This is a genomic window from Rhizobium oryziradicis, from assembly GCF_001939045.1.
In the GTDB taxonomy this organism is placed as follows: domain Bacteria; phylum Pseudomonadota; class Alphaproteobacteria; order Rhizobiales; family Rhizobiaceae; genus Allorhizobium; species Allorhizobium oryziradicis.
The window spans coordinates 20,325-42,884 of record NZ_MKIM01000033.1 but is presented as its reverse complement, the minus strand read 5'-3'; the positions used below and the strand labels follow the sequence as shown (position 1 = coordinate 42,884).

At 56.3% G+C, this 22,560-nt stretch carries 21 protein-coding genes; 7 read left to right on the top strand and 14 right to left on the bottom strand.

Features of this window, described 5'->3' with window-relative positions; genetic code table 11:
• Nucleotides 1-15 precede the first annotated feature (15 nt).
• The 4 genes from BJF95_RS22510 to BJF95_RS22495 are packed head-to-tail and all read right to left on the bottom strand — an operon-like array spanning nucleotide 16 to nucleotide 3,797.
• The gene (locus BJF95_RS22510; RefSeq protein WP_075641749.1) at nucleotides 16-1,068 is read right to left on the bottom strand and encodes an ABC transporter substrate-binding protein; all 1,053 of its coding nucleotides are present in this window, start codon (nucleotides 1,066-1,068) and stop codon (nucleotides 16-18) included.
• 47 nt (nucleotides 1,069-1,115) lie between these two features.
• Nucleotides 1,116-2,057: a PfkB family carbohydrate kinase gene (locus BJF95_RS22505; protein ID WP_075641748.1), complete on the bottom strand. Its 942-nt coding sequence runs from the start codon at nucleotides 2,055-2,057 to the stop codon at nucleotides 1,116-1,118.
• A complete protein-coding gene (locus BJF95_RS22500; protein WP_075641747.1) occupies nucleotides 2,050-3,078 on the bottom strand; it encodes an ADP-ribosylglycohydrolase family protein in 1,029 nt (342 codons plus the stop codon). Before BJF95_RS22500 ends, BJF95_RS22505 begins: the two co-directional genes overlap by 8 nt.
• Before the next feature lie 2 nt (nucleotides 3,079-3,080).
• Nucleotides 3,081-3,797 carry a GntR family transcriptional regulator gene (locus BJF95_RS22495; RefSeq protein WP_075641746.1) on the bottom strand — a complete coding sequence of 239 codons (717 nt, stop codon included), beginning with the start codon at nucleotides 3,795-3,797 and terminating at the stop codon, nucleotides 3,081-3,083.
• Between the two features lie 255 nt (nucleotides 3,798-4,052).
• Between BJF95_RS22495 and BJF95_RS22490 the strand changes: the two genes are divergently transcribed.
• The 3 genes from BJF95_RS22490 (at nucleotide 4,053) to arsB (ending at nucleotide 6,056) form a co-directional block, all read left to right on the top strand.
• A complete protein-coding gene (locus tag BJF95_RS22490; protein ID WP_075641745.1) occupies nucleotides 4,053-4,406 on the top strand; it encodes an ArsR/SmtB family transcription factor in 354 nt (117 codons plus the stop codon).
• 85 nt (nucleotides 4,407-4,491) lie between these two features.
• A complete protein-coding gene (gene arsC, locus BJF95_RS22485; RefSeq protein WP_075641744.1) occupies nucleotides 4,492-4,914 on the top strand; it encodes an arsenate reductase (glutaredoxin) in 423 nt (140 codons plus the stop codon).
• Between the two features lie 80 nt (nucleotides 4,915-4,994).
• Complete coding sequence (arsB, locus tag BJF95_RS22480; protein WP_075641743.1) at nucleotides 4,995-6,056, top strand: ACR3 family arsenite efflux transporter; 1,062 nt, start codon at nucleotides 4,995-4,997, stop codon at nucleotides 6,054-6,056.
• A 3-nt stretch (nucleotides 6,057-6,059) separates the two neighbouring features.
• On the opposite strand, the gene arsK is transcribed toward arsB, so the two are convergent.
• From arsK to BJF95_RS22445, 7 genes are all read right to left on the bottom strand, one after another.
• Nucleotides 6,060-7,274, bottom strand: a complete 1,215-nt coding sequence (gene arsK / locus BJF95_RS22475) for an arsenite efflux MFS transporter ArsK (RefSeq protein WP_075641742.1) — start codon at nucleotides 7,272-7,274, stop codon at nucleotides 6,060-6,062.
• Nucleotides 7,271-7,978, bottom strand: a complete 708-nt coding sequence (gene arsH / locus BJF95_RS22470; protein WP_075641741.1) for an arsenical resistance protein ArsH — start codon at nucleotides 7,976-7,978, stop codon at nucleotides 7,271-7,273. Before arsH ends, arsK begins: the two co-directional genes overlap by 4 nt.
• A gap of 44 nt (nucleotides 7,979-8,022) precedes the next feature.
• Nucleotides 8,023-8,355, bottom strand: coding sequence for an ArsR/SmtB family transcription factor (locus BJF95_RS22465; RefSeq protein ID WP_075641740.1), 333 nt, complete (start codon nucleotides 8,353-8,355; stop codon nucleotides 8,023-8,025).
• A 369-nt stretch (nucleotides 8,356-8,724) separates the two neighbouring features.
• Nucleotides 8,725-9,525, bottom strand: coding sequence for an inositol monophosphatase family protein (locus BJF95_RS22460; protein WP_075641739.1), 801 nt, complete (start codon nucleotides 9,523-9,525; stop codon nucleotides 8,725-8,727).
• 28 nt (nucleotides 9,526-9,553) lie between these two features.
• Complete coding sequence (locus tag BJF95_RS22455) at nucleotides 9,554-10,618, bottom strand: ABC transporter ATP-binding protein (RefSeq protein ID WP_075641738.1); 1,065 nt, start codon at nucleotides 10,616-10,618, stop codon at nucleotides 9,554-9,556.
• Nucleotides 10,615-12,855: an ABC transporter permease gene (locus BJF95_RS22450; protein WP_075641941.1), complete on the bottom strand. Its 2,241-nt coding sequence runs from the start codon at nucleotides 12,853-12,855 to the stop codon at nucleotides 10,615-10,617. Before BJF95_RS22450 ends, BJF95_RS22455 begins: the two co-directional genes overlap by 4 nt.
• Before the next feature lie 105 nt (nucleotides 12,856-12,960).
• Nucleotides 12,961-13,989, bottom strand: a complete 1,029-nt coding sequence (locus tag BJF95_RS22445; protein WP_075641737.1) for an ABC transporter substrate-binding protein — start codon at nucleotides 13,987-13,989, stop codon at nucleotides 12,961-12,963.
• 182 nt (nucleotides 13,990-14,171) lie between these two features.
• On the opposite strand from BJF95_RS22445, the gene BJF95_RS22440 reads away from it, so the two are divergent.
• On the top strand, nucleotides 14,172-15,185 hold the full coding sequence (locus tag BJF95_RS22440; protein WP_075641940.1) for a LacI family DNA-binding transcriptional regulator: 1,014 nt from the start codon (nucleotides 14,172-14,174) through the stop codon (nucleotides 15,183-15,185).
• 66 nt (nucleotides 15,186-15,251) lie between these two features.
• On the opposite strand, the gene BJF95_RS22435 is transcribed toward BJF95_RS22440, so the two are convergent.
• The 3 genes from BJF95_RS22435 to BJF95_RS22425 are packed head-to-tail and all read right to left on the bottom strand — an operon-like array spanning nucleotide 15,252 to nucleotide 18,323.
• Nucleotides 15,252-15,869: a GNAT family N-acetyltransferase gene (locus BJF95_RS22435; protein ID WP_075641736.1), complete on the bottom strand. Its 618-nt coding sequence runs from the start codon at nucleotides 15,867-15,869 to the stop codon at nucleotides 15,252-15,254.
• Between the two features lie 12 nt (nucleotides 15,870-15,881).
• The gene (locus BJF95_RS22430; RefSeq protein ID WP_075641735.1) at nucleotides 15,882-17,042 is read right to left on the bottom strand and encodes a Gfo/Idh/MocA family protein; all 1,161 of its coding nucleotides are present in this window, start codon (nucleotides 17,040-17,042) and stop codon (nucleotides 15,882-15,884) included.
• Between the two features lie 30 nt (nucleotides 17,043-17,072).
• A complete protein-coding gene (locus BJF95_RS22425) occupies nucleotides 17,073-18,323 on the bottom strand; it encodes an ROK family protein (protein ID WP_075641734.1) in 1,251 nt (416 codons plus the stop codon).
• 206 nt (nucleotides 18,324-18,529) lie between these two features.
• On the opposite strand from BJF95_RS22425, the gene BJF95_RS22420 reads away from it, so the two are divergent.
• From BJF95_RS22420 to BJF95_RS22410, 3 genes are read left to right on the top strand one after another with little or no spacing between them, the layout of a single operon-like run.
• Nucleotides 18,530-19,489 carry an extracellular solute-binding protein gene (locus tag BJF95_RS22420; RefSeq protein ID WP_075641733.1) on the top strand — a complete coding sequence of 320 codons (960 nt, stop codon included), beginning with the start codon at nucleotides 18,530-18,532 and terminating at the stop codon, nucleotides 19,487-19,489.
• Nucleotides 19,486-21,492, top strand: coding sequence for an ABC transporter permease (locus BJF95_RS22415; protein WP_075641732.1), 2,007 nt, complete (start codon nucleotides 19,486-19,488; stop codon nucleotides 21,490-21,492). The genes BJF95_RS22420 and BJF95_RS22415 overlap by 4 nt, the downstream gene beginning before the upstream one ends.
• Nucleotides 21,485-22,558 (top strand): ABC transporter ATP-binding protein, encoded by a 1,074-nt coding sequence (locus BJF95_RS22410; protein WP_075641939.1) that lies wholly within the window; start codon nucleotides 21,485-21,487, stop codon nucleotides 22,556-22,558. The genes BJF95_RS22415 and BJF95_RS22410 overlap by 8 nt, the downstream gene beginning before the upstream one ends.
• Nucleotides 22,559-22,560 lie beyond the last annotated feature (2 nt).

The following is a 22,560-nucleotide window of genomic DNA, read 5'->3' as shown; positions in this document are numbered from 1 at the left end:
CCGCCTGCAAGACCGTTACTTGACGTTGACCTTGAGCTCCTGCCAGATTTGCAGATATTTCTGACGCACGTCATCCGGCACCGGTGCCTGAAACTGAATACGGTTTGCGACTTTGGGGTCGCCCAACACGGCGCGATTAAAAGAATCAGCCGGCAATTGCGCCACCGCCTTGGTATTGGCAGACACCGGTGCGCCAACTTTATTATCCCACTGAACGTAGAAGGAGGGATCAATCATGTAATTGATGAAAGCCTCCGCACCGGCCACATTCTTGGAACCTTTAGGGATGGAAAAGGCATCAAGCCAACCCACAGCACCCTCTTCTGGCACCACAAAAGTCACGGGCAGCTTGAAATTTTTCTTGGCGCGTCCCGCCGAGCCGCTCCAATAGGTGCCAACGTCGATCTGGTTTGCCGCAACCATCTGGTTCCAGTCGTTTTCTGCACTCCAGAACGTGCGGATCTGCGGCATTAATGAGGTGAGCTTGGCTTTCACCGCATCCAGATCCTTGATGTTATTGATATTTTGGCCGGTGGCGATTGCACCAAACTGCATGGCTTCAAGCGCATCGTCACGCAAAACCACACGGCCTTTATGGGCTGGGTCCCACATCACCTGAATCGAGGTTGGCGTTTTATCGAAGGCCTTGTCGTTGACGGCAATCGAGGTCAGGCCCCAGACCCATGGAACGCCATAGACCTTGCCATTGTGGTTGAGCATGGGCGATTTACTCTTGTCGGCACCAAGATCGGCATAATTGGCGATTTTTGAGGCATCAATCGGCTCAATCAATCCCTCGGATGTTGCCTGATCATTGAAAGCGGCATTGATCATCACGACGTCATACAGGCCCGGATTGGTCCGCAGCTTGGTGAGCATTTCCTGCTCGGAGTTGAAAAAGTCGTTGATCACCGTGTTGCCGGTGGCTTTTTCAAAGGCGGCAATGGCCCAAGGCTCATCAGCACCATAGCCCTTCCAGTTCAGGACATGGACCTCGGCAGCAAGCGATGCAGTTTGGGCAAGGGCGACAAATACGGCGGAGGCCGTCAGCATTGTGAATGTTTTCATGACATGTTCCTCTCAGTGGCTGCACCGTCGTCCTTTTTATTGATCGATCATTCTTCCCCGGTGCCGGTCAGGAGCAGATCGATTTCTGTGCGTGTCGGCGCGGTCGCACCGCCGTGTTTGGTGGTGGAAAGCGCCGCACTCGCATTGGCATAGCGCAGAGCAAATGTTGGTGTTTCGCCCCGCATCAAGGCGGCTATGAACGCTCCGACATGGCAATCGCCTGCACCATTGGTGTCGATGGTCGCAACCTTGAAGGCTGGCGCGAAGTGCAGCTTCTGGTTACGCTCAGCGAGATAGGCCCCCTCCGCTCCAAGGCGGATCACCACACCTCTGCTGCGCGGGCAATGGATGTTGAGCAATGCGTCTGCCATAGCCTCAGGCTCTACTAGGCCTGTGATGGTCCGGGCCTCGTCGCGGTTACAGCTCAACCAGTCGGTGCGCTTCAAAACCGATGCCAGAATGGGCGGCGCAATTTCGCCGACAATGCCCGTGGGGTCGAAAACGAATGTTTGCTCCGGCCTTAAGCCTGCAATAAATTCGGCCTGTTGGGCACCACATTCGGGATAGGCAAGCGTATAGCCCGACGTGAAAAACCAGTCGTTCGGCCCTGTCTTGATGGCTTGAAGATCGGCGGCCTGCAGCCTGCTTTCGGCACCGGGATGGGAGACGAAGGTGCGCTCGCCGTCACCCGTCACCAAGACGATGCACACCCCGGTGTCCTCACCGCGTATTTTTGGCAAAAGACAATCAATCTTCTCCTGCTCAAACGCTTTTTCCAGCAGGGAGCCTGCAACACCGTCACCGATCCGGCCCATAAACACGGTCTTCACGCCACTGCGGCGCGCAGCAACCATCATGTTAAAGCCGCCACCCGGCATCTGTAGAAAGCTGGATGCAATCAAATCATCACCAGGCTGCGGCAAATGCACGATCCGGTAAATGAAATCCACAACAGCACTTCCAAAATGCAGAAGCCGCGGTTCATCCATTGGCGTTACCGCCTGAATTGCTCAATCTGAGATCAAGCAGTTGATGGGCCAACGCCGTTGCGGCTTTGGCGTCAAAACCTTTCAATTTCTGGATTTTATCAGCGGGAAGAGATGCCATGCCAGAGCAAGCGCCAGCCATGGAGCACGCGATTGCGCCGATGGTGTCGGTATCGCCACCCAGATTGGCCGCAATCACGGCCGCCTTCCAGCAATCGCCCTCGGCAACCACAAGCGTTGCAAAGGCCGCGGGAATAGATTCCTGCGAGGCAACGCTGGTGCCGAGCAGATCAAACATTGCCCGAATATCGGCCTCTGTCTTGACGCGGGCCGCCATCTCCAAAGCCAGCGCAATGCGCGATGACAGCCGCCCACCGGCCACCCAAGCGCCCTGACTTTCGCCAGCGCGAGCGGCATCAACCGCTTTAAGAACCGCATCACACCATCCCAGACCATCAATGCCTGCACTGATAACCGTTGCGACAGCGGCTGCGGCCGATATGGCAATAGAGGTATTATGAGTGGCGCGGCACGTGTCTGCCACCCGCGCAATCAGCGCGTCGGATGGCGGCACCAAAATGCCGACGGGTGCTATGCGCATGGCGGCACCGTTGGTATCGCCAAACCGCCCTGCCCGTTCGGGTGCAACACCATTGCGAATGGCATCGATGGCACGCTTGGTGGACGGGCCAAGCAGGTCATAGCCGCCGCGCGCGCGTATGCCGTCTTCCCAGCGCACCAGCGCATCAATCCAGCGAAGATGATCAAAACCTTGGTCGGAATGGAGCAGCACATCGCCGAGCAGAAGCGTTTGCTCCGTATCATCGGTAACGGCACCAGCTGGCAGTCCCTTTGAGACGGGGTGATCGTCCGTGGGCGCGACAAAATCCTCGACCTTGCCGTAGCTCGCATGGATCTGCCGGGACGACAAAAGTTGCGTGGGCATGCCCATGGCATCGCCAAGTGCACCACCCATCAGTGCGGCCAGCGCCCGGTCACGTTTGATCGACAAAGCTGCCGTCATGGTCAGAACTCCAGATGCAAAGCAAAAAACGTTGGATGAAGCAGGCTGACAACATATTCCATCGGCCTGCCCTCCTCATCCCGGCTTAGCCGTCGTGTGCGTAAAAATGCCGATCCCTCCGGGCATTTGAGAAGATCCGCATCCATGGCATTCAGCATTTCAATATCAGCCCATTCCTCGCCGCTGGCTGGCACAAGGCCTGCCTCGCGCAGGGTTTCGCGCAAGGAGCCCGCAGCAAGCCCCTTCAGCGGCACCATTTCCAACTCTGGCACCAAAGGAAGACGGCTTCGCTCGAGCGAAATGGGCCGGTCGTCCTCAACAAGGTAGCGCAGGCGATCAATGGCGATATAGGTGTTCAACTCCAGCCCCAGCATTTCCGAAAGAGCCGCATCTTCCAGCACTTCAATCCGCAACATGCGTGTGGCGGTTGCCGCACCAACATCGGCCAGCGCCTTTGACCACCCGAAAGCATCGTTGATGGTTTTGCCATTGAAGGTCACAAAAGAACCAATGCCTACCCTGGTGGTGATCAAACCTCGGCTGTTGAGCTCTTCAAGACCTTTGCGCAACGTGTTGCGGCTCACAGAAAAGCGCCGCACCATCTCACTTTCACTTTGCAGGCGATCCCCGAAGCCGAGCTTGCCGGAGAGGATGTCCTGCTCCAGTTCATTGGCGATCTGCTTGGGTTTAGGCGCGCCTGGCGACAATGTGTTTTTCATAAAGACCGATTTATCCAGACCTGTATAATGAACATGTTCAAACCTGTTCAAACCTGTTCAAACCTGTTCAAATAGAAGCGCGATCGCCCGCATTTGTCAATCAGGGAGCGCCCTGTATCGCCTCAAAAAAATCCTAAAACATGGATGAAGCAGCCGAGGATTGCAAAGGCCACGAAGAGCTAAATCCAGGCGCTCAGAAATGGCATCGTTTGAAGATGATCTTGACAATAGACTCATTTCTATTATTCTGGATATATGGAAATTGAAAACGCAATTCTCGTCCTTGCGGCACTCGCTCAGCCAACTCGGCTTGAAACATTTCGCCTGCTCGTCAAGCATGAGCCGGAGGGATTGCCTGCCGGCGAAATCGCCCGCACTCTTGAAGTGCCGCAAAACACCATGTCGAGCCATCTCAACATTCTGTCTCGGGCGGGGTTGGTTTCGTCTGAGCGACAAAGTCGGGTCATTGCCTATCGAGCGGAGATGGAAAAGTTGCGTGAATTGACGCTGTTTCTTTTAAAAGATTGCTGCGGCGGCAAGGCTGAACTGTGCGCACCGCTGATTGCCGATCTTGCGCCCTGCTGCTCTCCTCAAAAAGCCAAGTCGTAACGACCACGGCATGTCACCCGCGAGCTTCCCGTATCCAAGATTTTCTGTTTCACCCTAAAAGGCCAAATCACGCATGAGCACTTGCATGGATATCATCATTTACCACAATCCAGACTGCGGCACATCGCGCAATACGCTTGCGATGATCCGTAACGCCGGGATTGAGCCGCATGTGGTGGAATATCTGAAGACACCACCGTCGCGCGCCCTGCTGGAGCAATTGATTGCCCGCATGACCATGCAGCCGCGCGATCTTTTGCGCGAAAAGGGCACACCCTTTGCTGAACTTGGTCTGGATAATCCGGCGCTGAGCGATGCGCAACTGGTTGATGCGATGATGCAGCATCCCATCCTGATCAACCGCCCGATTGTTGTCTCGCCCATGGGTGTCAAGCTTTGCAGGCCTTCGGAAGCGGTGCTTGATATTCTGCCCCTTGACCAAAAAGCCGCCTTTACCAAGGAGGACGGCGAGGTGGTGATTGATCCCAATGGCAACCGGGTCGTTTAACATTCTTGCCGTTATGCAAACTTGTTCGCTGCCCCTGGATATTACGGCTGCGGATCATCACATCTGTCAGGAGAAGGCCCATGCGCCCGAAACAACCAACACTGCGGCTGTCTTTTCTTGACCGCTATCTGACGGTCTGGATTTTTGTCGCCATGGCACTTGGCGTTCTGCTGGGCACCGTTTTCACCGGCCTGCCAGCCGCCCTTGATAGCCTGTCTGTGGGAACCACCAATGTTCCCATTGCCATTGGCCTGATCCTGATGATGTATCCGCCGCTTGCAAAAGTGCGCTTTGAAGAACTGCCACAAGTGTTTGCCGATAAGCGCGTCCTGGCCATTTCCCTGCTGCAAAACTGGATTGTTGGTCCGGTGCTGATGTTTGCGCTGGCGGTGGTGTTTCTGCGCGATTATCCTGAATATATGACGGGTCTGATCCTGATTGGCCTTGCCCGTTGCATCGCCATGGTGCTGGTTTGGAACCAACTCGCCAAGGGCGACAACCAATATGTTGCCGGACTTGTTGCGTTTAACGCCATTTTTCAAATCCTGTTTTTCAGCGTTTACGCCTGGTTGTTTCTCACCGTGCTGCCACCGCTGTTTGGTCTCGAAGGCAGTGTGATTGAGGTCTCGTTCTGGACAATCGCAGAAGCGGTGCTGATTTACCTCGGCATTCCCTTTTTGGCGGGCTATCTGTCACGCCGCATCCTCACCGCCACCAAAGGACGGGAATGGTACGAGACGGTATTTTTGCCCAAAATCAGCCCGATCACACTGGCAGCGCTGCTGTTTACCATTGTTGCCATGTTCAGCCTCAAGGGTGGCGATGTGGTGCGCCTGCCGGGCGATGTGGTGATAATTGCCATTCCGCTGATCATCTACTTCTTCGTGATGTTTCTGATCAGCTTCTGGATGGCGAAATCTGTTGGCAGCAATTATCCGCGCACAACGGCAGTGGCCTTTACCGCGGCTGGCAATAATTTCGAGCTGGCCATTGCCGTCGCCATTGCCGCTTTCGGGTTGAGCTCAAAAGTGGCTTTTGCCGCCGTGATCGGCCCATTGGTTGAAGTGCCGGTGCTGATCCTGCTGGTGCAAATGGCACTGTGGATGGGCCGCAAATATTTTGACAAAGCCAAATCTGCATAAGCGCTACAGCGAGGCTTTCTGCACCAGAGAGGGTGCACGGCGTTGCAGATGTGCAATTGAAAGAAATGCGACGACGGCAAAAGCGCCCAGCACCGCTGTGATGGTGAGCGACACAAATGTACCGATATGCACAATTGCAAACGCCAGCGCAAAGGGTGCGGTGGCCGAAACAATCAGCCGTGCGGCCATCACTTTGCCTTGAAGCCGACCGTAACCATCGCTGCCAAACAGCATCAGCGGCAATGTGCCGGTGACAATGCTGAAGAGACCACTGCCCAGACCAAAGACAAGGGCAAAGGCCATGGCTCCCACAACCGAGGGCGCTGTAACAATAAGGATCAGCACGCCGCCGGGGATCAATGCGGAGGCAATGGTTGCCAGAGCCAGTGGCGGCAGATTGCCGCCAAGCACCATATTGGTAAACCGACTGAGAACCTGCGACGGACCAAACACCGTACCGACAATGGCAGCGGTTGCCCCCAGCCCAAGCCCCGACAGCAGCGGCACCATATGCACCAGAATTGCTGCACTGACGAGAGATTGCAAAGAGAAGCCAACCACCATCAGCAGAAAACCAAGGGGGCGTATGTCTGGGCCAAGACACCCCTCAACCACCTCTTTTGCGCTATCCTGCTTGCGGGTTGTGTTTCTGGCAAGCCCAAAAGCCAACCAGGCGTGCACAGGCAGGCAAACGAGCAAATTCAGCCCCGCAAAAACCAGATAGACATTCTGCCATGACAGATGGGCGTGCAATAGAGTGGTGATTGGCCAGAAGATCGTTGAGGCAAAACCGGCGATCAGCGTGAGATAGGTGATACTGCGTTGGGCCGTGTGGGGGCTTGCCTGCACAAGCAGCGCAAAGGCCGCCCCATATTGCACCAGATTGGCGGCAACCTCGATCACAATCAGAGCCGCGACAAAGCCTGTTTTGCCGGGTGCGTAAGCGCAGGCGACAAGGGCAGTTGCGGCGATTGCAGAACCCGCCGTCATCACCCAACCCGCCCCAAAATGGTCCATGGCCCTACCAAGCCACGGCGCACTCAGGCCGCCCAGCAGAAGAGCAACGGAGAGGGCTGCAAAAATCCACTCGCTGGACCAGTGAAGATCTTTTGCCATATCCGGCGCGAGAATGCTGAAGCTGTAATAGAGGGTTCCATAGCCAATGATCTGGGTCAGGCCCAGAGCGAGAATGGTGGCAATTGGCGGGCGCTCGCTCATAGGGATTTCAAATCCACCCGCTGTTCTAATTTTGCAGCATCTTCCTTGCGCTCGCTGTACCGATCCGTGAGATAATCAGAGGCATCGCGGGTCAAAAGGGTGAACTTGACCAGTTCTTCGCAAACATCAACAATGCGATCATAATAGCTTGAGGGCTTCATGCGGCCCTGTTCATCAAACTCCTGCCAGGCTTTGGCAATCGATGACTGGTTCGGAATGGTGATCATCCGCATCCACCGACCCAGAATGCGCAGCTGATTAACCGCGTTGAACGATTGTGAACCGCCACAAACCTGCATGACGGCCAATGTCTTGCCTTGGGTTGGGCGCACGGAGCCGGTCGTCAATGGAAACCAGTCAATCTGCGCTTTCATAATGCCGGTCATGGCACCGTGGCGCTCAGGGCTGATCCAGACATGGCCCTCAGACCACAGCGACAACGCCCGCAATTCCTGCACTTTGGCATCGGTTTCCGGTGCGCCATCGGGCAGAGGAAGCCCTTCAGGATTGAAGATCCGCACCTCGCAGCCAAAGTGCTCCAAAAGCCGTGCCACCTCTTGCGCCAGAAATCGGCTGAACGAGATTTTACGCAGCGACCCATAAAGGATCAGAATACGCGGCTTGTGCTGTGATAACGGCGGGCGAAGCGCATCCAGATCAGGCTGGCGGATGAAGTCAAGCGCGGCAGCTGGCAGATCAACCATGAGAGTCCTTCCATTGCATACAGAAAATTCACATTATCAGTGACTTACAAATCTGAAGCGGTTTCATCGCGAGGCGTGCAACCGGTGGCAGACTGGCCAGCGCAACAATCCTCCATGAGAAAGCGCGCGAGGCCGCCAAGCGTGTCATAATTGGCGCTGTAGATGATCGACCGCGCCTCGCGCTGGGCGGTGATCAATCCGGCGTGTTCCAATTCTTTCAGATGGAATGAGATGTTGGATGCAGACACATTCACCGCGTCAGCAATCACCCCTGCCGCCAGCCCCGTAGGGCCTGCCACCACAAGCTTTCGAATAACACGCAAACGCGTCTGCTGCGAAAGCGCGCTGAATGCCGCCAAAACCTGTTGTTCTTGCATTGAACATCCTGCTGCTGCGGAAAAGCGATTTCTCGGCTCTCAGAATTTTTATCCCCACCCTGAAAACCCGGTTTCGTTTGCCCTGCCGTCCTGCCACTTGTGCCGCGAACGGTTGTGGCTTTTGAGCTTATGCATTAAAATTTCAATAATTCAACGATTATTGAAATAATGAAGTCTGTTTTTCCACCGTGGGCGGCGTGTTGTGCATTCAAGAACCGCATGACGCTCTCGGTTTTCGTGCTCCCATCGGATTTATCCGAAAAGCGCAGCTTGCGCTTTTCGGCTCTTTTCCTCGGGCAAATAAGATGGAGGGCGCTGGGGTTTGTCAGGCTCAATCTGAACCTGACAGACTGCCATACCTGACGAATGTCAAATGCCTGCGATCTGTCGCAAGTCTTCAACCGCGCCCGGTGCGCAGGCCAGCACGGGCGCGCCTTTCACCAATCCCGCTCCTTGGCTGGGAAAAGGATGACACCAGCCGCCCGCTTCATTGACGAGGCAATAGCCCGCCAGACAATCCCAGGCATGCATATAGGGTTCATAATAGCCAACCAGCCTGCCAGCGGCGACATAAGCCAGCATCAATGCGCCTGAGCCATTGCGAATGAAATTGCCTCCCGCCTCCAAAAGTCGCTCGACAATTCCCGCAACAAGAGCCGGGGTGACATAATTGTTGGCACCAATGCCCGTCACGGCATTGCGGATGGTGCGGGCGGGATCAAGGCTCAGGTTGCGATCGTTGAGGCTTGCCCCCAGTCCATCGGCTGCGGCATACAGCTCGTTATGGCAGGGCGCGTAAATCACCCCCACCACCGGGCGTCCTGCCTGCAGCAATGCGATGGACACACACCAGTTTGGCATGCCGTTGACAAAGGGGCTGGTGCCATCAATCGGGTCCACAACCCAGGTGAAGCCGGAGGTTCCCTCTTCAAGGCCATATTCCTCGCCCAAAACGCCATCACCGGGAAAGGTTTGCGCAAAACGCGCGCGCAGCAATTGCTCCACTTCGCGGTCGGCAATGGAAACAACATCCTGCGGATCATGCTTGGTTTCGATGACCAAAGTTTCGCGCTGTTGAAAATATCGATAGGCAAGCGCACCCGCTTCCTGTGCCGCCGTTTTGGCCAGTGCGAAACGCGCTTCTATTTCAAGGTTGGGCTGTATGGTCATCACGAAAATCCTTGGCAGAAAGGAAAGGTTACATGCCAATAAAGGCAATACCCTGATTGTTGAGGCTGATAGCAACTGTGGTAGCAGGCTGAAGCGGGGTCTCAACCACGGGGCCAACGACAAAGAGATTGCCACTGGCCGTTTCCACCTCATACTCCACATGGTCACCGAGATAGGCGGAATGGATGATCTTGCCGGTAAAACCATCCCCTGCTTTTGCAGGCTCAAGGCAGATCGCATTGGGGCGCACGGCAAGCTCTGCCGGGCCTAATGAGATGGCATCACAGGGCATGCGGTGGTGCAGGCCGTTGATATCGACCAGAGCTGTTCCGTTGTCTATGGCGGTCACCGTGCAAGCCAGCACATTGGCCTCGCCCATGAAATCGGCGATGAAGGCGGAGGCCGGGCGGTCATACAATTGCCTTGGTGTGCCCTTCTGGGCAATCTTGCCGCCCTGCATGACGATGATCTGATCAGACACCGCCAGTGCTTCGTCCTGATCGTGGGTGACGTAAACGGCTGTAAACCCAAGCCGCTGTTGCAATTCACGAATTTCGGTGCGCACCCGGCGGCGCAGGCGTGCATCCAGATTGGACAGCGGCTCATCCAGCAGCAGCACTTGCGGCTCCAGCACGAGCGCGCGGGCCACGGCAACACGCTGCTGTTGGCCGCCTGAAAGCTCGGCGGGCAAGCGGTGGCCCATGCCCGAGAGGCCCACGAGCGTCAGCGCGTCTTCGGCGCGTTCACGCGCTTCTTTGCCTTTGATGCCGGAGGATTCCAGACCATAAGCAACATTTTGCAGCGAACTCATGTGCGGAAACAGCGCATAGCTCTGAAAAACCATCGACACATCCCGCTCATTGGCGGGCAGCATGGTGACGTCCTTGCCGCCAATCAGAATACGGCCCGCACTGGGATGTTCGAGGCCTGCCAACATGCGCAACGTGGTGGTTTTGCCGCAGCCGGAAGGCCCCAGCAAGGTCACCAATGTGCCCGGCTCAATGGTCAGCGACAGATCGGGAATAGCGGTAAAGGATCCGAATGTTTTGGTGACATTCTCAAACACGACGGAACCGGGAGCGGTTTTGCTCATGCGGCTGTCTCCTTGATAATAGCGGGTGCATTGGCTGCAGCGGGTGCTGAAAGGGTGATGCGATTTTCGCGGCGAAGTCTGCGCTGTCCCACCAGAAGCTGGAAGCCGGTGATAATCACCGTCATGACGACGATCAATGCCGAGGAATAGGCAATGGCAACGCCATATTCGCCATTTTCCACCAGTCCAACGATGAAGGCGGTGGACATGTTATACTGGGCGCTGACGAGGAAGATGACCGCGCTGATGGATGTGATGGCCCGCACGAAGGAATAGACAAGGGCTGCGGTGATGGCTGGGCGCAGCAAAGGCAGAATGACCTTGCGGATAGTGCGAAAACTGTTGGCCCCAAGGGTTAGCGACGCCTCATCCAGACTTTTATCCAGCTGGCTCATGGCGGCCACGCCGCCCCGCACGCCCACCGGCATATTGCGAAATACAAAGCAGGCAACGAGGATCAAGGCCGTGCCGGTCATCTCAACGGGTGGCAGGTTGAACGCCATGATATAGCTGATGCCAATGACCGTTCCGGGAATGGCAAAGCTCATCATCAAGGCAAATTCGAACAATCCGCGCCCGACAAACCGTTGACGTACAATCAGATAGGCGGTCAGAAGGCCGACAATGGCCGTCAGCGGTGCAGAAATCAGCGCAATTTCCATCGTGGTCCAGAAGGAATTCCACGCCACCCCGGTCCAGGCAATGCCGCCGCTGTCTCGCCAGCCCATGGAAAAGGCCTTGATGTAGTGCTGGAAGGTGAGGCTATTGTCGAGACCCCAGGTTTTGACAAAACCGCCATAGAAGATCATGCCATAGACCACGATGGTAAAGGCAATCCATGGCAAAACAACAGAATGCACAGCCAGTGAAATCGGCCGGGGCAAAGCAATATGGGAGCCGGAATCGCCTTTTCCGGTCACGGTTGCGTAGCTCTTGCCCGCCAGCCAGAACCGCTGCGCCAGAAAGGCCGACATGGTGAAGGCAAGCAGGATGATGGCAAGCACGGCGGCCCGTGAAGGATCGTTTTGTGAGCCAACCACGGCGAAGAAGATTTCGGTGGACAGCACGCCATGGCTTCCACCCAGCACCATGGGATTGCCAAAATCCGCCATGCTTTCGATAAAACTGATCAGAAAGGCATTGGCCAAGCCAGGCTTCATCAGGGGAAGTGAAACTTTCCAGAATGTGCGCCACCGATCGGCCCGAAGCGTCAACGACGCCTCTTCCATGGACGGGCTGACCCCTTCCACAACACTGATCAGCACAAGAAAGGAAATCGGCGTAAACGACAACACTTGTGCAATCCAGATACCGGTCAGTCCATAAAGCCAGCGTCCGGGCTCAATCCCAAAGAGCCATGATAAGGCCTCGGTGACCATGCCGGAACGCCCAAACAACAGGGTCAGCGCCAAGCCCACGACAAAGGGCGGCGTGATGATCGGCAGAATCGTCAATACTCTCAGAAGCGGTTTGAAGGGAAAGCGGGTGCGGGTGGCGATGAGCGCAAAGCACAGGCCAATCGTGGTGGCGCCCGTGGCAGTCAGAATGGCCAGCCAGAATGTACGCCACGCCACGCCGCAGCGCGCGCCGCCCATCAGACAATCAAGGCTCCAGATCGACGGGTCCTGCATATTGCGGATGAAACCATCTGGGTCAAACGAGCCATCGACCGCCTGAAAGGCTGCCACCAACATGCTGATGACCGGATAGAAGACAAAAATGACCACGAGAAAAATAAGCAGGCTGATGGCGCTGACCACAAAGGCATCGCCCTTCATCACGCCCCGATCCGCTAAGCCGAACGAAAACAGCAACACGCAAAGAATGCCGGTCAGCGTCGCCCCGGCCCCTATGGACGATTGGCCGTCAGATAGCGGCCCAAACAGCAATTCGGGAAAATGCCAGGTCCAGCCAATCGATGTGATGGCGAGCCCCTGCAAGGCCAGAAACAAAACGCCAAACGCCCCGCAGGCGACCAGCACGGCCCCTCGCCTGTGTGGCTCCTTGATCCAGCGCGCCCAAAGGGCAAGGCCAAAGACGGCCACGAAGGCTATCAACCAAGCTTTGCCATACAGGATGATTTCCAGAACGGCGGGTGCCGATTGCGGATCATTGGGAAAGCCGGACAACCAGCCAAGGCCGAAGAAGCCTGACTCAATGCGGTACCAGGGCAAGCAGGTCAGCGCGACAAGGCTGGCCAGCAGAACCCAGTCCAGCCGACGGATGCTATTGGTCATGATGTCATCCATTTTAAGAGGATCAAGCGCCCGGCGCGAATAAGAGCGCCGCCGGGCGCGCGTTTCTGACGGGTTTCCGTGTTGCCCGACAAACTCCAGATTGGATCAATTGGCCTGTGCGCCGATGTCCTTGTCCCAGCGCGACAACAGCGCTTTGCGCTTTTCCGAACTGCCATAGGTTTTGAAATCGTAATCGATCAGCTTGATCGCTTCAAAACGGGGCGCTTCTTTCGGAATTTCCGCGTTTTTGTTGGATGGAAGCTGGAAGGATTTGCCCTCCTTCATGTGCGATTGCGCTTCAGCGCTCAAAGCCCAGTCATACCATTTTTTGGCATTGTCCAGGTTTCTAGCCCCTTTGATGATCGACATCGAACCGATTTCATAACCGGTTCCCTCACAGGGGGCCACGGTTTTGATCGGAAAGCCAGCAACCGTCTGGGCCACAGCATCATGCATAAACACGATGCCGATCGTTGCCTCGCCTCGCGCTGCGGCTTTCACCGGTGCTGAACCCGATTTGGTATATTGGGAAATATTGCCGTTCAGCTTGGCAAGATAGTCAAAAGCCTTGTCCTCGCCCATGATCTGCACAAGCGTTGCCAGCGTGTTATAGGCTGTGCCTGATGAATTGGGATTGGCAATCTGAATCTCGCCCTTATAGGACGGATCAAGGAGATCGGCCCAGCATTTTGGCTCCTTCAGGCCTTTCTTGGCAAGAATTTCGGTATTGTAGCCCCAGCCAAGTGCACCAGCATAGACGCCGACAGTTTTAAAGCCGCTGCTTTCTGCCTGCTTTTGCGCCCAGCCCTGCAACTGGTCGAACAGGGGCGATTTATACTCCTGCGTCAGGCCTTCATCTGCCGCCTGCATATGCGGATCACCCGTGCCCGCCCACCAAAGGTCGGTCTTGGGGTTGCGGGCTTCAGCGCGAATTTTTGCGTAAGTCTCCCCCGCCGAGAGCCGCACCATATTGACCTTGATGTCAGACTGCTTCTCGAAAGCAGCTTTCATCACGTCGCACACTTCCGGATCGGCAGAGCAAATGATGTTCAAATCACCGGCGGCATGGGCCTCTATGGCAAACATGGATGCGCCTGCAGTGAGGCAAAGCGCGATTAAACGGTTCAATTTCATGATCTTCCTCCCATTCGACGGCCTCCACACCGCCACGCTTGCAAGCGTGTGCAAAGACTGCCCGCCCCTTTGGTGCAAGTCAAGCCTGAAATATCGTCTTTTCTTGATATTGGGCTCTTTATTATGATGCACTCTTGTGCATTCTATGGGGAGTGGGGTATCGATTTTGAAAGGTGGAAGGCGTGGCCTCAAAGCCCTTTATCAGTGCGCATGATGTGGCAGAACGCGCAGGCGTGTCGCGGTCTGCGGTTTCGCGCACCTTCACGCCGGGAGCCAGCGTGTCTGCAGAAACGCGCCGCCGGGTGCTGCAGGCTGCGGAAGAGTTGGGCTATCACGTTAACCAGTTGGCGCGGGGGCTGATGCGCCGCGAAAGCGGCATTGTGTGTTTGATTGTTTCCGATGCGGCAACGCCCTATCGCTCGGCGCTGCTCAGAGAGCTGACAATCCACCTGCAAAACGCTGGCAAAGTTGTTATGCTGATCAACACGGATCGCTCCGATGACAGTGTGGGCAACGCTCTGCGACAGGCAATCCGCTATCAGGCAGAAGCATCCATTATCCTGTCGGGCCTGCCGGATAAATCGATCACCCAGCTCTGCCTGAAGAATGGCCAGCGCATGGTGCTGATCAACCGTGATGACGACCAGCCGGGACCATTAAGGATCAATCTGAAGGATGAGGAGGCTGGACGCCGCGTCGCGCTGGTGTTCGAGAGAGCCGGTTGTCGCACTGTTGCTTTTGCCAATTCAGAGGCTGGAACGCCCAGCCTCATGGCCCGCGAACGGGGCTTCGTGTCTGCCGCCAAAGCATTGGGCATGGAGGTGTGCGTGGAGCGGTTTGGCTGGACCGGCTATGAGGCCGGAAAGGTTCTGGCACATCGGTTGCTGACACGAGCGATCAGGCCAGAAGCCGTCTTTTGCGCCACTGATCTGCTGGCCTGTGGCTTCATGGATGCCGCACGTCTCGAATTTGGCCTGAGCGTGCCAGAGCAACTCTGTCTTGTCGGCTTCGATGATATTGAGCAGGCAGCTTGGGAATCGTATAAGCTGACAACCTTTGCCCAGCCCTTGCAGGCCATTGCCAATGCCGCGGTTTCATGGCTTTGCGACCCACAGGAAACCGATAATCTGCTCCACGTATCGCGCCTGCTTTTGGAGCCAGACCTGATCTGGCGCCGATCTGTGCGGGGAGGTTAGAGCATCGTGCCGGTTTCGATTTTCTGCACGATGCTCCGTTGAACGCCCCTTGAATTTTCCCGGCGCTCAAACCAGACTTTTCCCCATGATGATCGAAGGCGTCCGGTCGATTTCGGCAAAGCCGAATTTGCTGTAAAAGCGCATGACGCCCTCGTTGCGCGGGTCTATGCCGAGATGCACGCCGCAAACACCGGCATCGCGAAGAGATTGCAGCTGATGGTGCATGAGCTTCGCGCCATGGCCGCCTTTTTGCAGCGCTGGCAGGAGATTGATATGCAGATGGGCCGGATAGGGTGCCGTTATCTGCGGCGGGGTCCGCGGGGCGTTTCGAATATAGGCCAGCACATTCTCATCCTGCGCTGTGGTCGCAGAAAAACTCTCAAGCTCTGCCATCAACATCGGCCACCACTCGGTCTCAAGGCGGTCCTCGTAAAGAACGGTGTCAGAAGCCGCAACGCAATAACCCATCACCACGTCGTCGCAGGTGATCACGAAGGCATTTTCCGGGCAAATCCGCAGATAGGGCAACGCCCACACAAAGCCCGGAAGCCGGGGATCGCTATAGCAGTGGGTGCCATCATGACCGCGATCGGCCGTGCGCAGGCAAATATCCAGCACCGCAGCCTCGTCGGTTGCGCGGGCGTTACGAATGCGAATAGATGGGGAAAGACTGGTATCATTCATAGCTTTGGCCCATCACACGGCAAGACGGGGCGCATCAAGCGCATCGTCAAATCGCTGCCACGTTTCGGCAAGCTCAAGGGTGCGTCTTGTGCGGCGCGCCTCTTCAATCTTGATTGCCACCAGTCCAGCCTCCAGAGCGGCAACAATATTGACCGGCAACGGCGCACCTTGCGTGAGATGCGAAAAAATATCTGACGCCATTTGATCATCCGCTCCATAATGATCACTCTCAACGCCATCATAGCTGCGCTCCACCAGCTTTTCACCCGAGATGGCCGAATAGACCTGGAAACGATTGCGGATAAAGTCGCCTTCCGCCATGCCCTTCGTGCCGATCACACAGAAGCGACGAAACTGATCGGGAACGTTGAGGTTGGTGTGAAAAGCCATGGTGGCTCCGCCGTCGTATTCGACAATCGCTGTCTGATAGTCGATAATATCGCCGTCGCTTTCAAACACAGCGTCGCCTTCCTGCCAGCCACTTGGCTTTTGATAATATTGCTCCTGTTGAAAAGCGGACAGGTGCTCTGGCTTGTTTTCGGGAATAAACGTCTTGCGCCCGCCAAAACTGGCGACGGCAGAGGCCCGCTGGCCAACCACGCTGCCGTAGAGGTCGATATCATGGCAGCATTTTTCCAACAGGAAGGGGCCAGCATAGCGCGTATGGCGGCGCCAGTCGCGCATGAAAAACGCACCATGATACGGTGCGATATGCTCTGATGCCTCGATAGAGGTTATCGAGCCGATATGACCATTGGCTTGCGCGGCTCGCAGATCCCGATAGAGATCGGAGTAACGCAAAACCAAGCCAACAAGCACGCGGTCATGGCCATATTCCGCCAAAAGGGCCGCCATTTTCATGGTCTGATCCTCGTCGATCACCACAGGCTTTTCGGTAAAAACCCGCACCCCGGCCCGCAATCCAGCCGTGATATGCTCCAGATGAAAGAGATTGGGAGAGCCGACCATGAACAGGTCTGGCTGCGTTGCAGCCAGCATTTCGCTAACCGTCTCAAAAGCACGCGGCTCTGGCATGCCCGCCGACACAAGAGCAGGCAGCCCTGCAGGATTTGGATCGACAAGACCGACCACCTGAAGTTCGGGGCATGCCTTTCGAAATGAGGCAATGACATTGGCGAGCCGAAAGCCAAGCCCGGCGACTGCGATCTTCATACTATAGTTCCGTTCGTAAGGGCTAATGGATTACAGTGACGTATCATCGTCCGACGGCGCACCCGCGACACGATCAAAACGCCTCTCAAAATCAATGGACTGACTGCGGCCACGCATGAAAGAAAGACGCCGGAAGTCCGGGCTGCCGTGGGCAATCACCGGCAACATCGCAGCCCCAAGGGCTGCTGCTTCCGGCCCGAGTGCGCCCGCGCACAGGCGCGGCATCTCGCGCTCGCTGCGCGCGCTCACAGATGGCAAAAGCGGATAGGCTCTATCAATCAGAGAATCGATCAGAACGGCCGGAAAATGTCCGCCAACGACAATGGTCTGCGGATCAAGCATGTTTTCCAAAAGCGAAACCAGCAGGCGCAACCGTCGGGCATTAAGATCAAGCCATCGCATCAGCACGCTATCGCGTTGACTATAGAGAGCCTCCAACTGGCCGGGTGCGAAAATCTCACCGCTCTCGCGGCCCAGCATCGCGGCAAGCTCATCAATCGAAAACGGCGTTTGACCTGCGGCTTCCACACATGCCAGCTCGGACGGCCAGGTCAGAAGGCCGATTTCCCCGGCATTGTTCCAAAATCCCTGAAGCGGCATGCCGTCATTGATAATCCCGGCACCCAAACCATGACCAACGAACACATGAATATAGTGGCTAAGACCACAGGCCCGCCCGATCCTCAATTCGGCAACGGCTGCTGCTGTTGCATCATTTTCAATGATCACAGGAAGACCACAAGCCTCTTCAATGGCTTCGGCCACGGGCAGACGGCTCCAGGCATCCCATCCCGGCGGGCCAACGGAGTGCTCAAACTCCGCTTCCTGCAGGGTCGGCATGGCAACCCCGACGCCCCAAGCCGCAGCATCGGGAGCCAAAAGCCTCAGACGCTTTGCCATCTCGGCAATCGCACTGATCGTATCTCTGGGGTCAGCGAGAGAAGCGGTCGCCCTCTCCCGCCCAAGTTCGCGCCCGGAAAGATCACAGAGGATTCCAAGAAGACCATCACGATCAATGTGAACCCCAAGGCTGCACCCCGCCTCTGCCCGAATGCGCAACGCCTTTTGGGGTGCGCCGCGCGCACCCTCAAGCCGGGTGGTTTCCACCACCAGCATCCGATCAATTAAATCCTTGCAGATGTTGGACATCGTCTGGGGCTTCAATCCCGTGGCATCAACAAGGCTCCGCCGGCTTACCGCCTCTCCTGAGCGGATAAGATCAAAAACGAGACGCCGGTTATATCGGCCCGAATAGGTGTGATTGTTGCCCATAAGGGTCATGAAAATCGCTCATATTTATTCTATTCACAGGATTTTATCAGGCGAAAAATCACCCGTCAAGCAAGCAATAAAAAGCACGGAAGATCATTTTCGTCACATAACTGCAATATATTAGGTCTATTGGCCCAAACCGCCACTTGATTTTTAATCCTCTTAATGGAATTAATTGGCGGCCTTCCTCATCGTTAACTTGAAAGGGAACTGACATGCTGAAATGGACCTTGCGGCGAATACTGGCGGGCGCATTGGCGTCAGCATCACTTCTCGGCATCGCCAATGCCGGCGAACTGGTGGTCTATACCGCCCATGGCGAAACGACCTCCGCGCCCATTCTGGAGGCATTTGCCAAAGCCCATCCGGACGTGAAGGTCACGATTGTGCGCGGCGGCACGGGCGAGATTGTCGAGCGCATTCGCGCCGAGGCTGGCAATGCATCGGCAGACGTCATGTGGGGCGGCCCAACCCAGACCTTTGAGGAAAACGCAGCGCTGTTTCAAGCCTATCAAAGCCCGTCTGATGCCGATATGGTGACCGTCGATCCCAATCATGTCTGGCATCCCTTTACGGTTCTTCTCCAGCCTTTGATTGTCAGCACCAAGCGGATCGATGCCGCTTCCATGCCGAAGACGCAAAAAGACCTGCTATCGCCAGATTTCGCCAAAGCGGGCGGGTTGATCATTCCAGATCCGGCCAAATCCGGCACCGGCTACACAATTCTATCGGCTTTGGCTGGCGATTTCGGTTGGGATTTCATTGGCAAGCTCGCGAAATCCGCACGCATCGCACCCGGTTCAGACGATGCCTTCAATGCCGTGCGTGACGGCGAAGCCGCCGTGGGCTGGATCAACGAGGATCTTGGTGCCAAGTGGAAAGCTCAGGGTTTGCCAATCGCAATCGTCTATCCAACCGATGCTGTCACGGGCCAGATCGATGCCCAGGCAATCGTCAAGGGGGCGCAGCATCTCACCGAAGCCAAGAGCTTCATCGACTTCCTTGGTACCAAGGCTGCCCATGAAATCGTACGTGATGCCACCGTGCGCCGTTCGGCACGCAAGGACACGCCTCCGCCTGCCGCCCTTCCCGACATTGCCTCGCTGAATATTGTGTCAGCCATGGATCCGCGCGCTGTCGTGGTCGCCCGCTTTCAGGAAGTTCGCAGCAAATGAGGCTACTGCGCGACAATTGGCTTCTCTTCTCAATCGTCGCGCTTCTGCTTTGCGGCTTGACGATTATCGTCCCGCAACTCCGGCTGATGGCGGCTTCGCTCCTTGAAGAAGGAGGCCGCTTCACGATGCTGCACAACCGGGACGGCCTTCAGTCCGTCCCGGAAATGACCAGCCGCTACAGTGTTAAAGCACGCAACGGTCAGCTTGATGTCGCACTCACGTCCGCCCAAGACCTGACGATCGAGACCAAGGACGCGCAAACCCTGCTTTTGAGCAGTCCACAAAACCTTTCAGGTCGCAGGAATGAAAACGGCAGCGTTGAACTCACCATCGGGCAAACCCGCTTCACCCTGTCTCAGCAAGCACCGCGCAGCCTCTTCGCCAACTCCGCCCCTGCCATTCTCGACATCAAACAGCAGGCGGACACTTCGGTGGTGCTGTCGCACGCCGCCAATGCCTACGTCACCTTCGAAAATTCGGCGCTGTCGCTGTCTGCTGTTCACTATCTCGACTTCTTCACGCGGTCCGAGACGCTCTCGGCAACCGTCAACAGCCTGATTATTGCCCTGACATCAACCGCGCTTGCCGCCGTGATTGGCGTATCGCTTGCCTATTGTCTCGCCCGCTATCAAGTCGCTGGCAGCACTGCAATCGTATTTCTGATCACCATGGCCTCTGTGTCGCCGCCGTTTCTGGGGGCCTATGCCTGGCGTCTGCTCTTGGGCCGCAACGGTGTCATAACCACCTATCTCGGCTACAACATGTCGATTGTCGGTCTGCATGGCGTGATATGGGTCATCACCTGGCTGGTCTTCCCGATCATTTTCCTGCTCAGCCACAGCTCATTTCGCAGCCTTGATGCCGGCCATATTGAAGCGGCCGAAAGTCTGGGTGCCGCTCCCTCCCGCGTCCGTTTCTCGATTGAAATTCCTTTGGCGCTTCCTGGCATCATCACCGGCCTTTATCTCGCGACCATGGCCGCCCTGTCCGACTTCGGAACCCCACGCATCATCGGCCTTGATGTCAACGCGCTGCCCGTGCTCATCTACACATCGTTTCTCAGCGAAGCGGGCCGCAATCCAGCGCTGGCGGCCACCGGCTCTGTCGTGCTGATCGGCATTTCCAGCCTGTTTTTGATGGCACAGCAGATCTATCTCGCGCGGCGTGGCTTCGCCGTTGTCTCGTCGCGCAGTCTGGACAAAAAGCCACTATCACCAATTGGACACGCCCTGATCTTGCTGGCTGTGGGGCTGGCGCTGCTCATGGCCTTCACTCCTCATCTGACCGTGCTCGTCTCCAGCTTCCTCGAGTGGAAAGTTGGGCTGCCGCGGGCAATCTTTACGCTCGCCAATTACACGACCATGTTCAAAACCGGCTTAGGCGCTGCCTGGGTCACCCTCTCACTCGGCATTGCCGGCACGTTTTGCGCAACCGCACTCGGACTTGGCATCGCCTATGTCATTATCCGCAAGCGATACAGGATCATTGCGCCCATTCTCAGCCTGACGGTGATGATGCCCTATGTTATTCCCGGCACCGTTCTGGGTATCGGCCTCATCATGATGTTCAACAAGGCACCACTGCAGCTGACTGGCACATGGTTCATTCTGGCGCTGGCCTATCTGATCCGCAATCTGCCCTTTACTGTTAAAGCGTCCGAGGCAGCCTTACGCCGCGTGCACCCAGCACTCGAGGAGGCCGCAATCAGCCTCGGGGCGCGGCCGATGCGGGTGTTTATCAGCATCACAGCCCCTCTGGTTCTCGCAGGCGCTGTAACGGGTGCGACACTGACGTTTTTGCATATCGTGACCGAGCTTTCCTCGACCATCGTTCTCTATCGCCCGCCGTGGAAGCCGATGACTGCAGTGATCTTCGAAAACACACTGGTTGATGCCGATTTCGGCGTTTCCGCGGCGCAAACCATTCTGCTGATGCTGATCATCTACATCCCGCTTTATTTCATCGTTCGCTATGGCCAAACCCAAGGAAAATCCGGTGGTTGAAACTCTTTCAAAACAAGCTGAAACCGGAGCTGAGCCCCGAGGCTGCGAAGTCGTGATCGACAGTGTCTCCAAGAGCTTCGGCAGCAATGCCGTGCTCAAGGATGTCAGCTTCACGATCCGCCCCGGTGAATTTTTCACCCTGCTTGGGCCGTCCGGCTGCGGCAAAACCACACTTTTGCGCGCCGTCGCCGGTTTTCACCCCATCAATCACGGCCGCATCCTGTTTAATGGCGCGGACGTGACCACCATTCCCGCCTGGAACAGAAACATCGGCTTTGTCTTTCAAAACTATGCACTTTGGCCAAACCAGACGGTGTTCGACAATGTCGCCTATGGCCTGAAACTGCGCAAGGTTGCCAAAAGCGACATCACGGAAAGAGTGCGCGCTGCGCTGGCACAAGTGGAGCTGCATGGCGTAGAAACGCGCTATCCTTCGGAGATGAGCGGTGGCATGCAACAGCGCATTGCGCTGGCCCGCGCCCTCGTTATTGATCCGCCTCTGCTTTTGATGGACGAGCCCATGTCCAATCTCGATGCCCGCCTGCGCGTTTCCCTCCGTCACGAATTGCGGACCCTGCAAAAGCGGCTCGGCCTGACAGCAATCTATGTCACGCACGATCAGGAAGAAGCCTTGGAAATGTCGGATCGGATCGCCGTGATGCAACACGGCTTGGTGCAACATCTCGCCGATCCAGAGACGATCTATTCAAGACCAGCCAACCGCTTTGTTGCCGAATTTGTCGGCAGTGCCAACTTCCTTGATGGCACATTTGATGGCGAAGGGTTTCTCCTCTCGGATGGACCAAGGCTGCCTCTTGCCGATGAAAACCGCTCCGGCCCCGCCACACTGATGGTGCGACCCGAGCAGGTCATTGTTCGAGAATGCGGCCACGGCCTGTTCAATGCTGTGGTCGAAGATCGACGCTATATGGGCAAGGCCTGGACGCACGGCCTGCGACTGCAGAATGGCCCACTGATTTCAATCGAAACCCGTAATGCACTCGATCTCGGCACGCCCGTTGGCGTCGCTTTTGAGCGTTTTACCTATCTTCCAACCGGGGCATAAAC

Excerpts from the sequence above, each read along its gene's own strand:
- arsK (WP_075641742.1), bottom strand. The coding sequence starts at position 7,274 with ATGAGCGAGCGCCCGCCAATTGCCACCATTCTCGCTCTGGGCCTGACC.
- BJF95_RS22465 (WP_075641740.1), bottom strand. The coding sequence starts at position 8,355 with ATGCAAGAACAACAGGTTTTGGCGGCATTCAGCGCGCTTTCGCAGCAG.
- BJF95_RS22415 (WP_075641732.1), top strand. The coding sequence starts at position 19,486 with ATGAGGCTACTGCGCGACAATTGGCTTCTCTTCTCAATCGTCGCGCTT.
- BJF95_RS22445 (WP_075641737.1), bottom strand. The coding sequence starts at position 13,989 with ATGAAATTGAACCGTTTAATCGCGCTTTGCCTCACTGCAGGCGCATCC.
- arsH (WP_075641741.1), bottom strand. The coding sequence starts at position 7,978 with ATGGTTGATCTGCCAGCTGCCGCGCTTGACTTCATCCGCCAGCCTGAT.
- arsB (WP_075641743.1), top strand. The coding sequence starts at position 4,995 with ATGCGCCCGAAACAACCAACACTGCGGCTGTCTTTTCTTGACCGCTAT.
- BJF95_RS22495 (WP_075641746.1), bottom strand. The coding sequence starts at position 3,797 with ATGAAAAACACATTGTCGCCAGGCGCGCCTAAACCCAAGCAGATCGCC.
- BJF95_RS22510 (WP_075641749.1), bottom strand. The coding sequence starts at position 1,068 with ATGAAAACATTCACAATGCTGACGGCCTCCGCCGTATTTGTCGCCCTT.
- BJF95_RS22505 (WP_075641748.1), bottom strand. The coding sequence starts at position 2,057 with ATGGATGAACCGCGGCTTCTGCATTTTGGAAGTGCTGTTGTGGATTTC.
- BJF95_RS22425 (WP_075641734.1), bottom strand. The coding sequence starts at position 18,323 with ATGACCCTTATGGGCAACAATCACACCTATTCGGGCCGATATAACCGG.
- arsC (WP_075641744.1), top strand. The coding sequence starts at position 4,492 with ATGGATATCATCATTTACCACAATCCAGACTGCGGCACATCGCGCAAT.
- BJF95_RS22455 (WP_075641738.1), bottom strand. The coding sequence starts at position 10,618 with ATGAGCAAAACCGCTCCCGGTTCCGTCGTGTTTGAGAATGTCACCAAA.
- BJF95_RS22435 (WP_075641736.1), bottom strand. The coding sequence starts at position 15,869 with ATGAATGATACCAGTCTTTCCCCATCTATTCGCATTCGTAACGCCCGC.
- BJF95_RS22420 (WP_075641733.1), top strand. The coding sequence starts at position 18,530 with ATGCTGAAATGGACCTTGCGGCGAATACTGGCGGGCGCATTGGCGTCA.
- BJF95_RS22460 (WP_075641739.1), bottom strand. The coding sequence starts at position 9,525 with ATGACCATACAGCCCAACCTTGAAATAGAAGCGCGTTTCGCACTGGCC.
- BJF95_RS22490 (WP_075641745.1), top strand. The coding sequence starts at position 4,053 with ATGGAAATTGAAAACGCAATTCTCGTCCTTGCGGCACTCGCTCAGCCA.
- BJF95_RS22430 (WP_075641735.1), bottom strand. The coding sequence starts at position 17,042 with ATGAAGATCGCAGTCGCCGGGCTTGGCTTTCGGCTCGCCAATGTCATT.
- BJF95_RS22450 (WP_075641941.1), bottom strand. The coding sequence starts at position 12,855 with ATGACCAATAGCATCCGTCGGCTGGACTGGGTTCTGCTGGCCAGCCTT.
- BJF95_RS22500 (WP_075641747.1), bottom strand. The coding sequence starts at position 3,078 with ATGACGGCAGCTTTGTCGATCAAACGTGACCGGGCGCTGGCCGCACTG.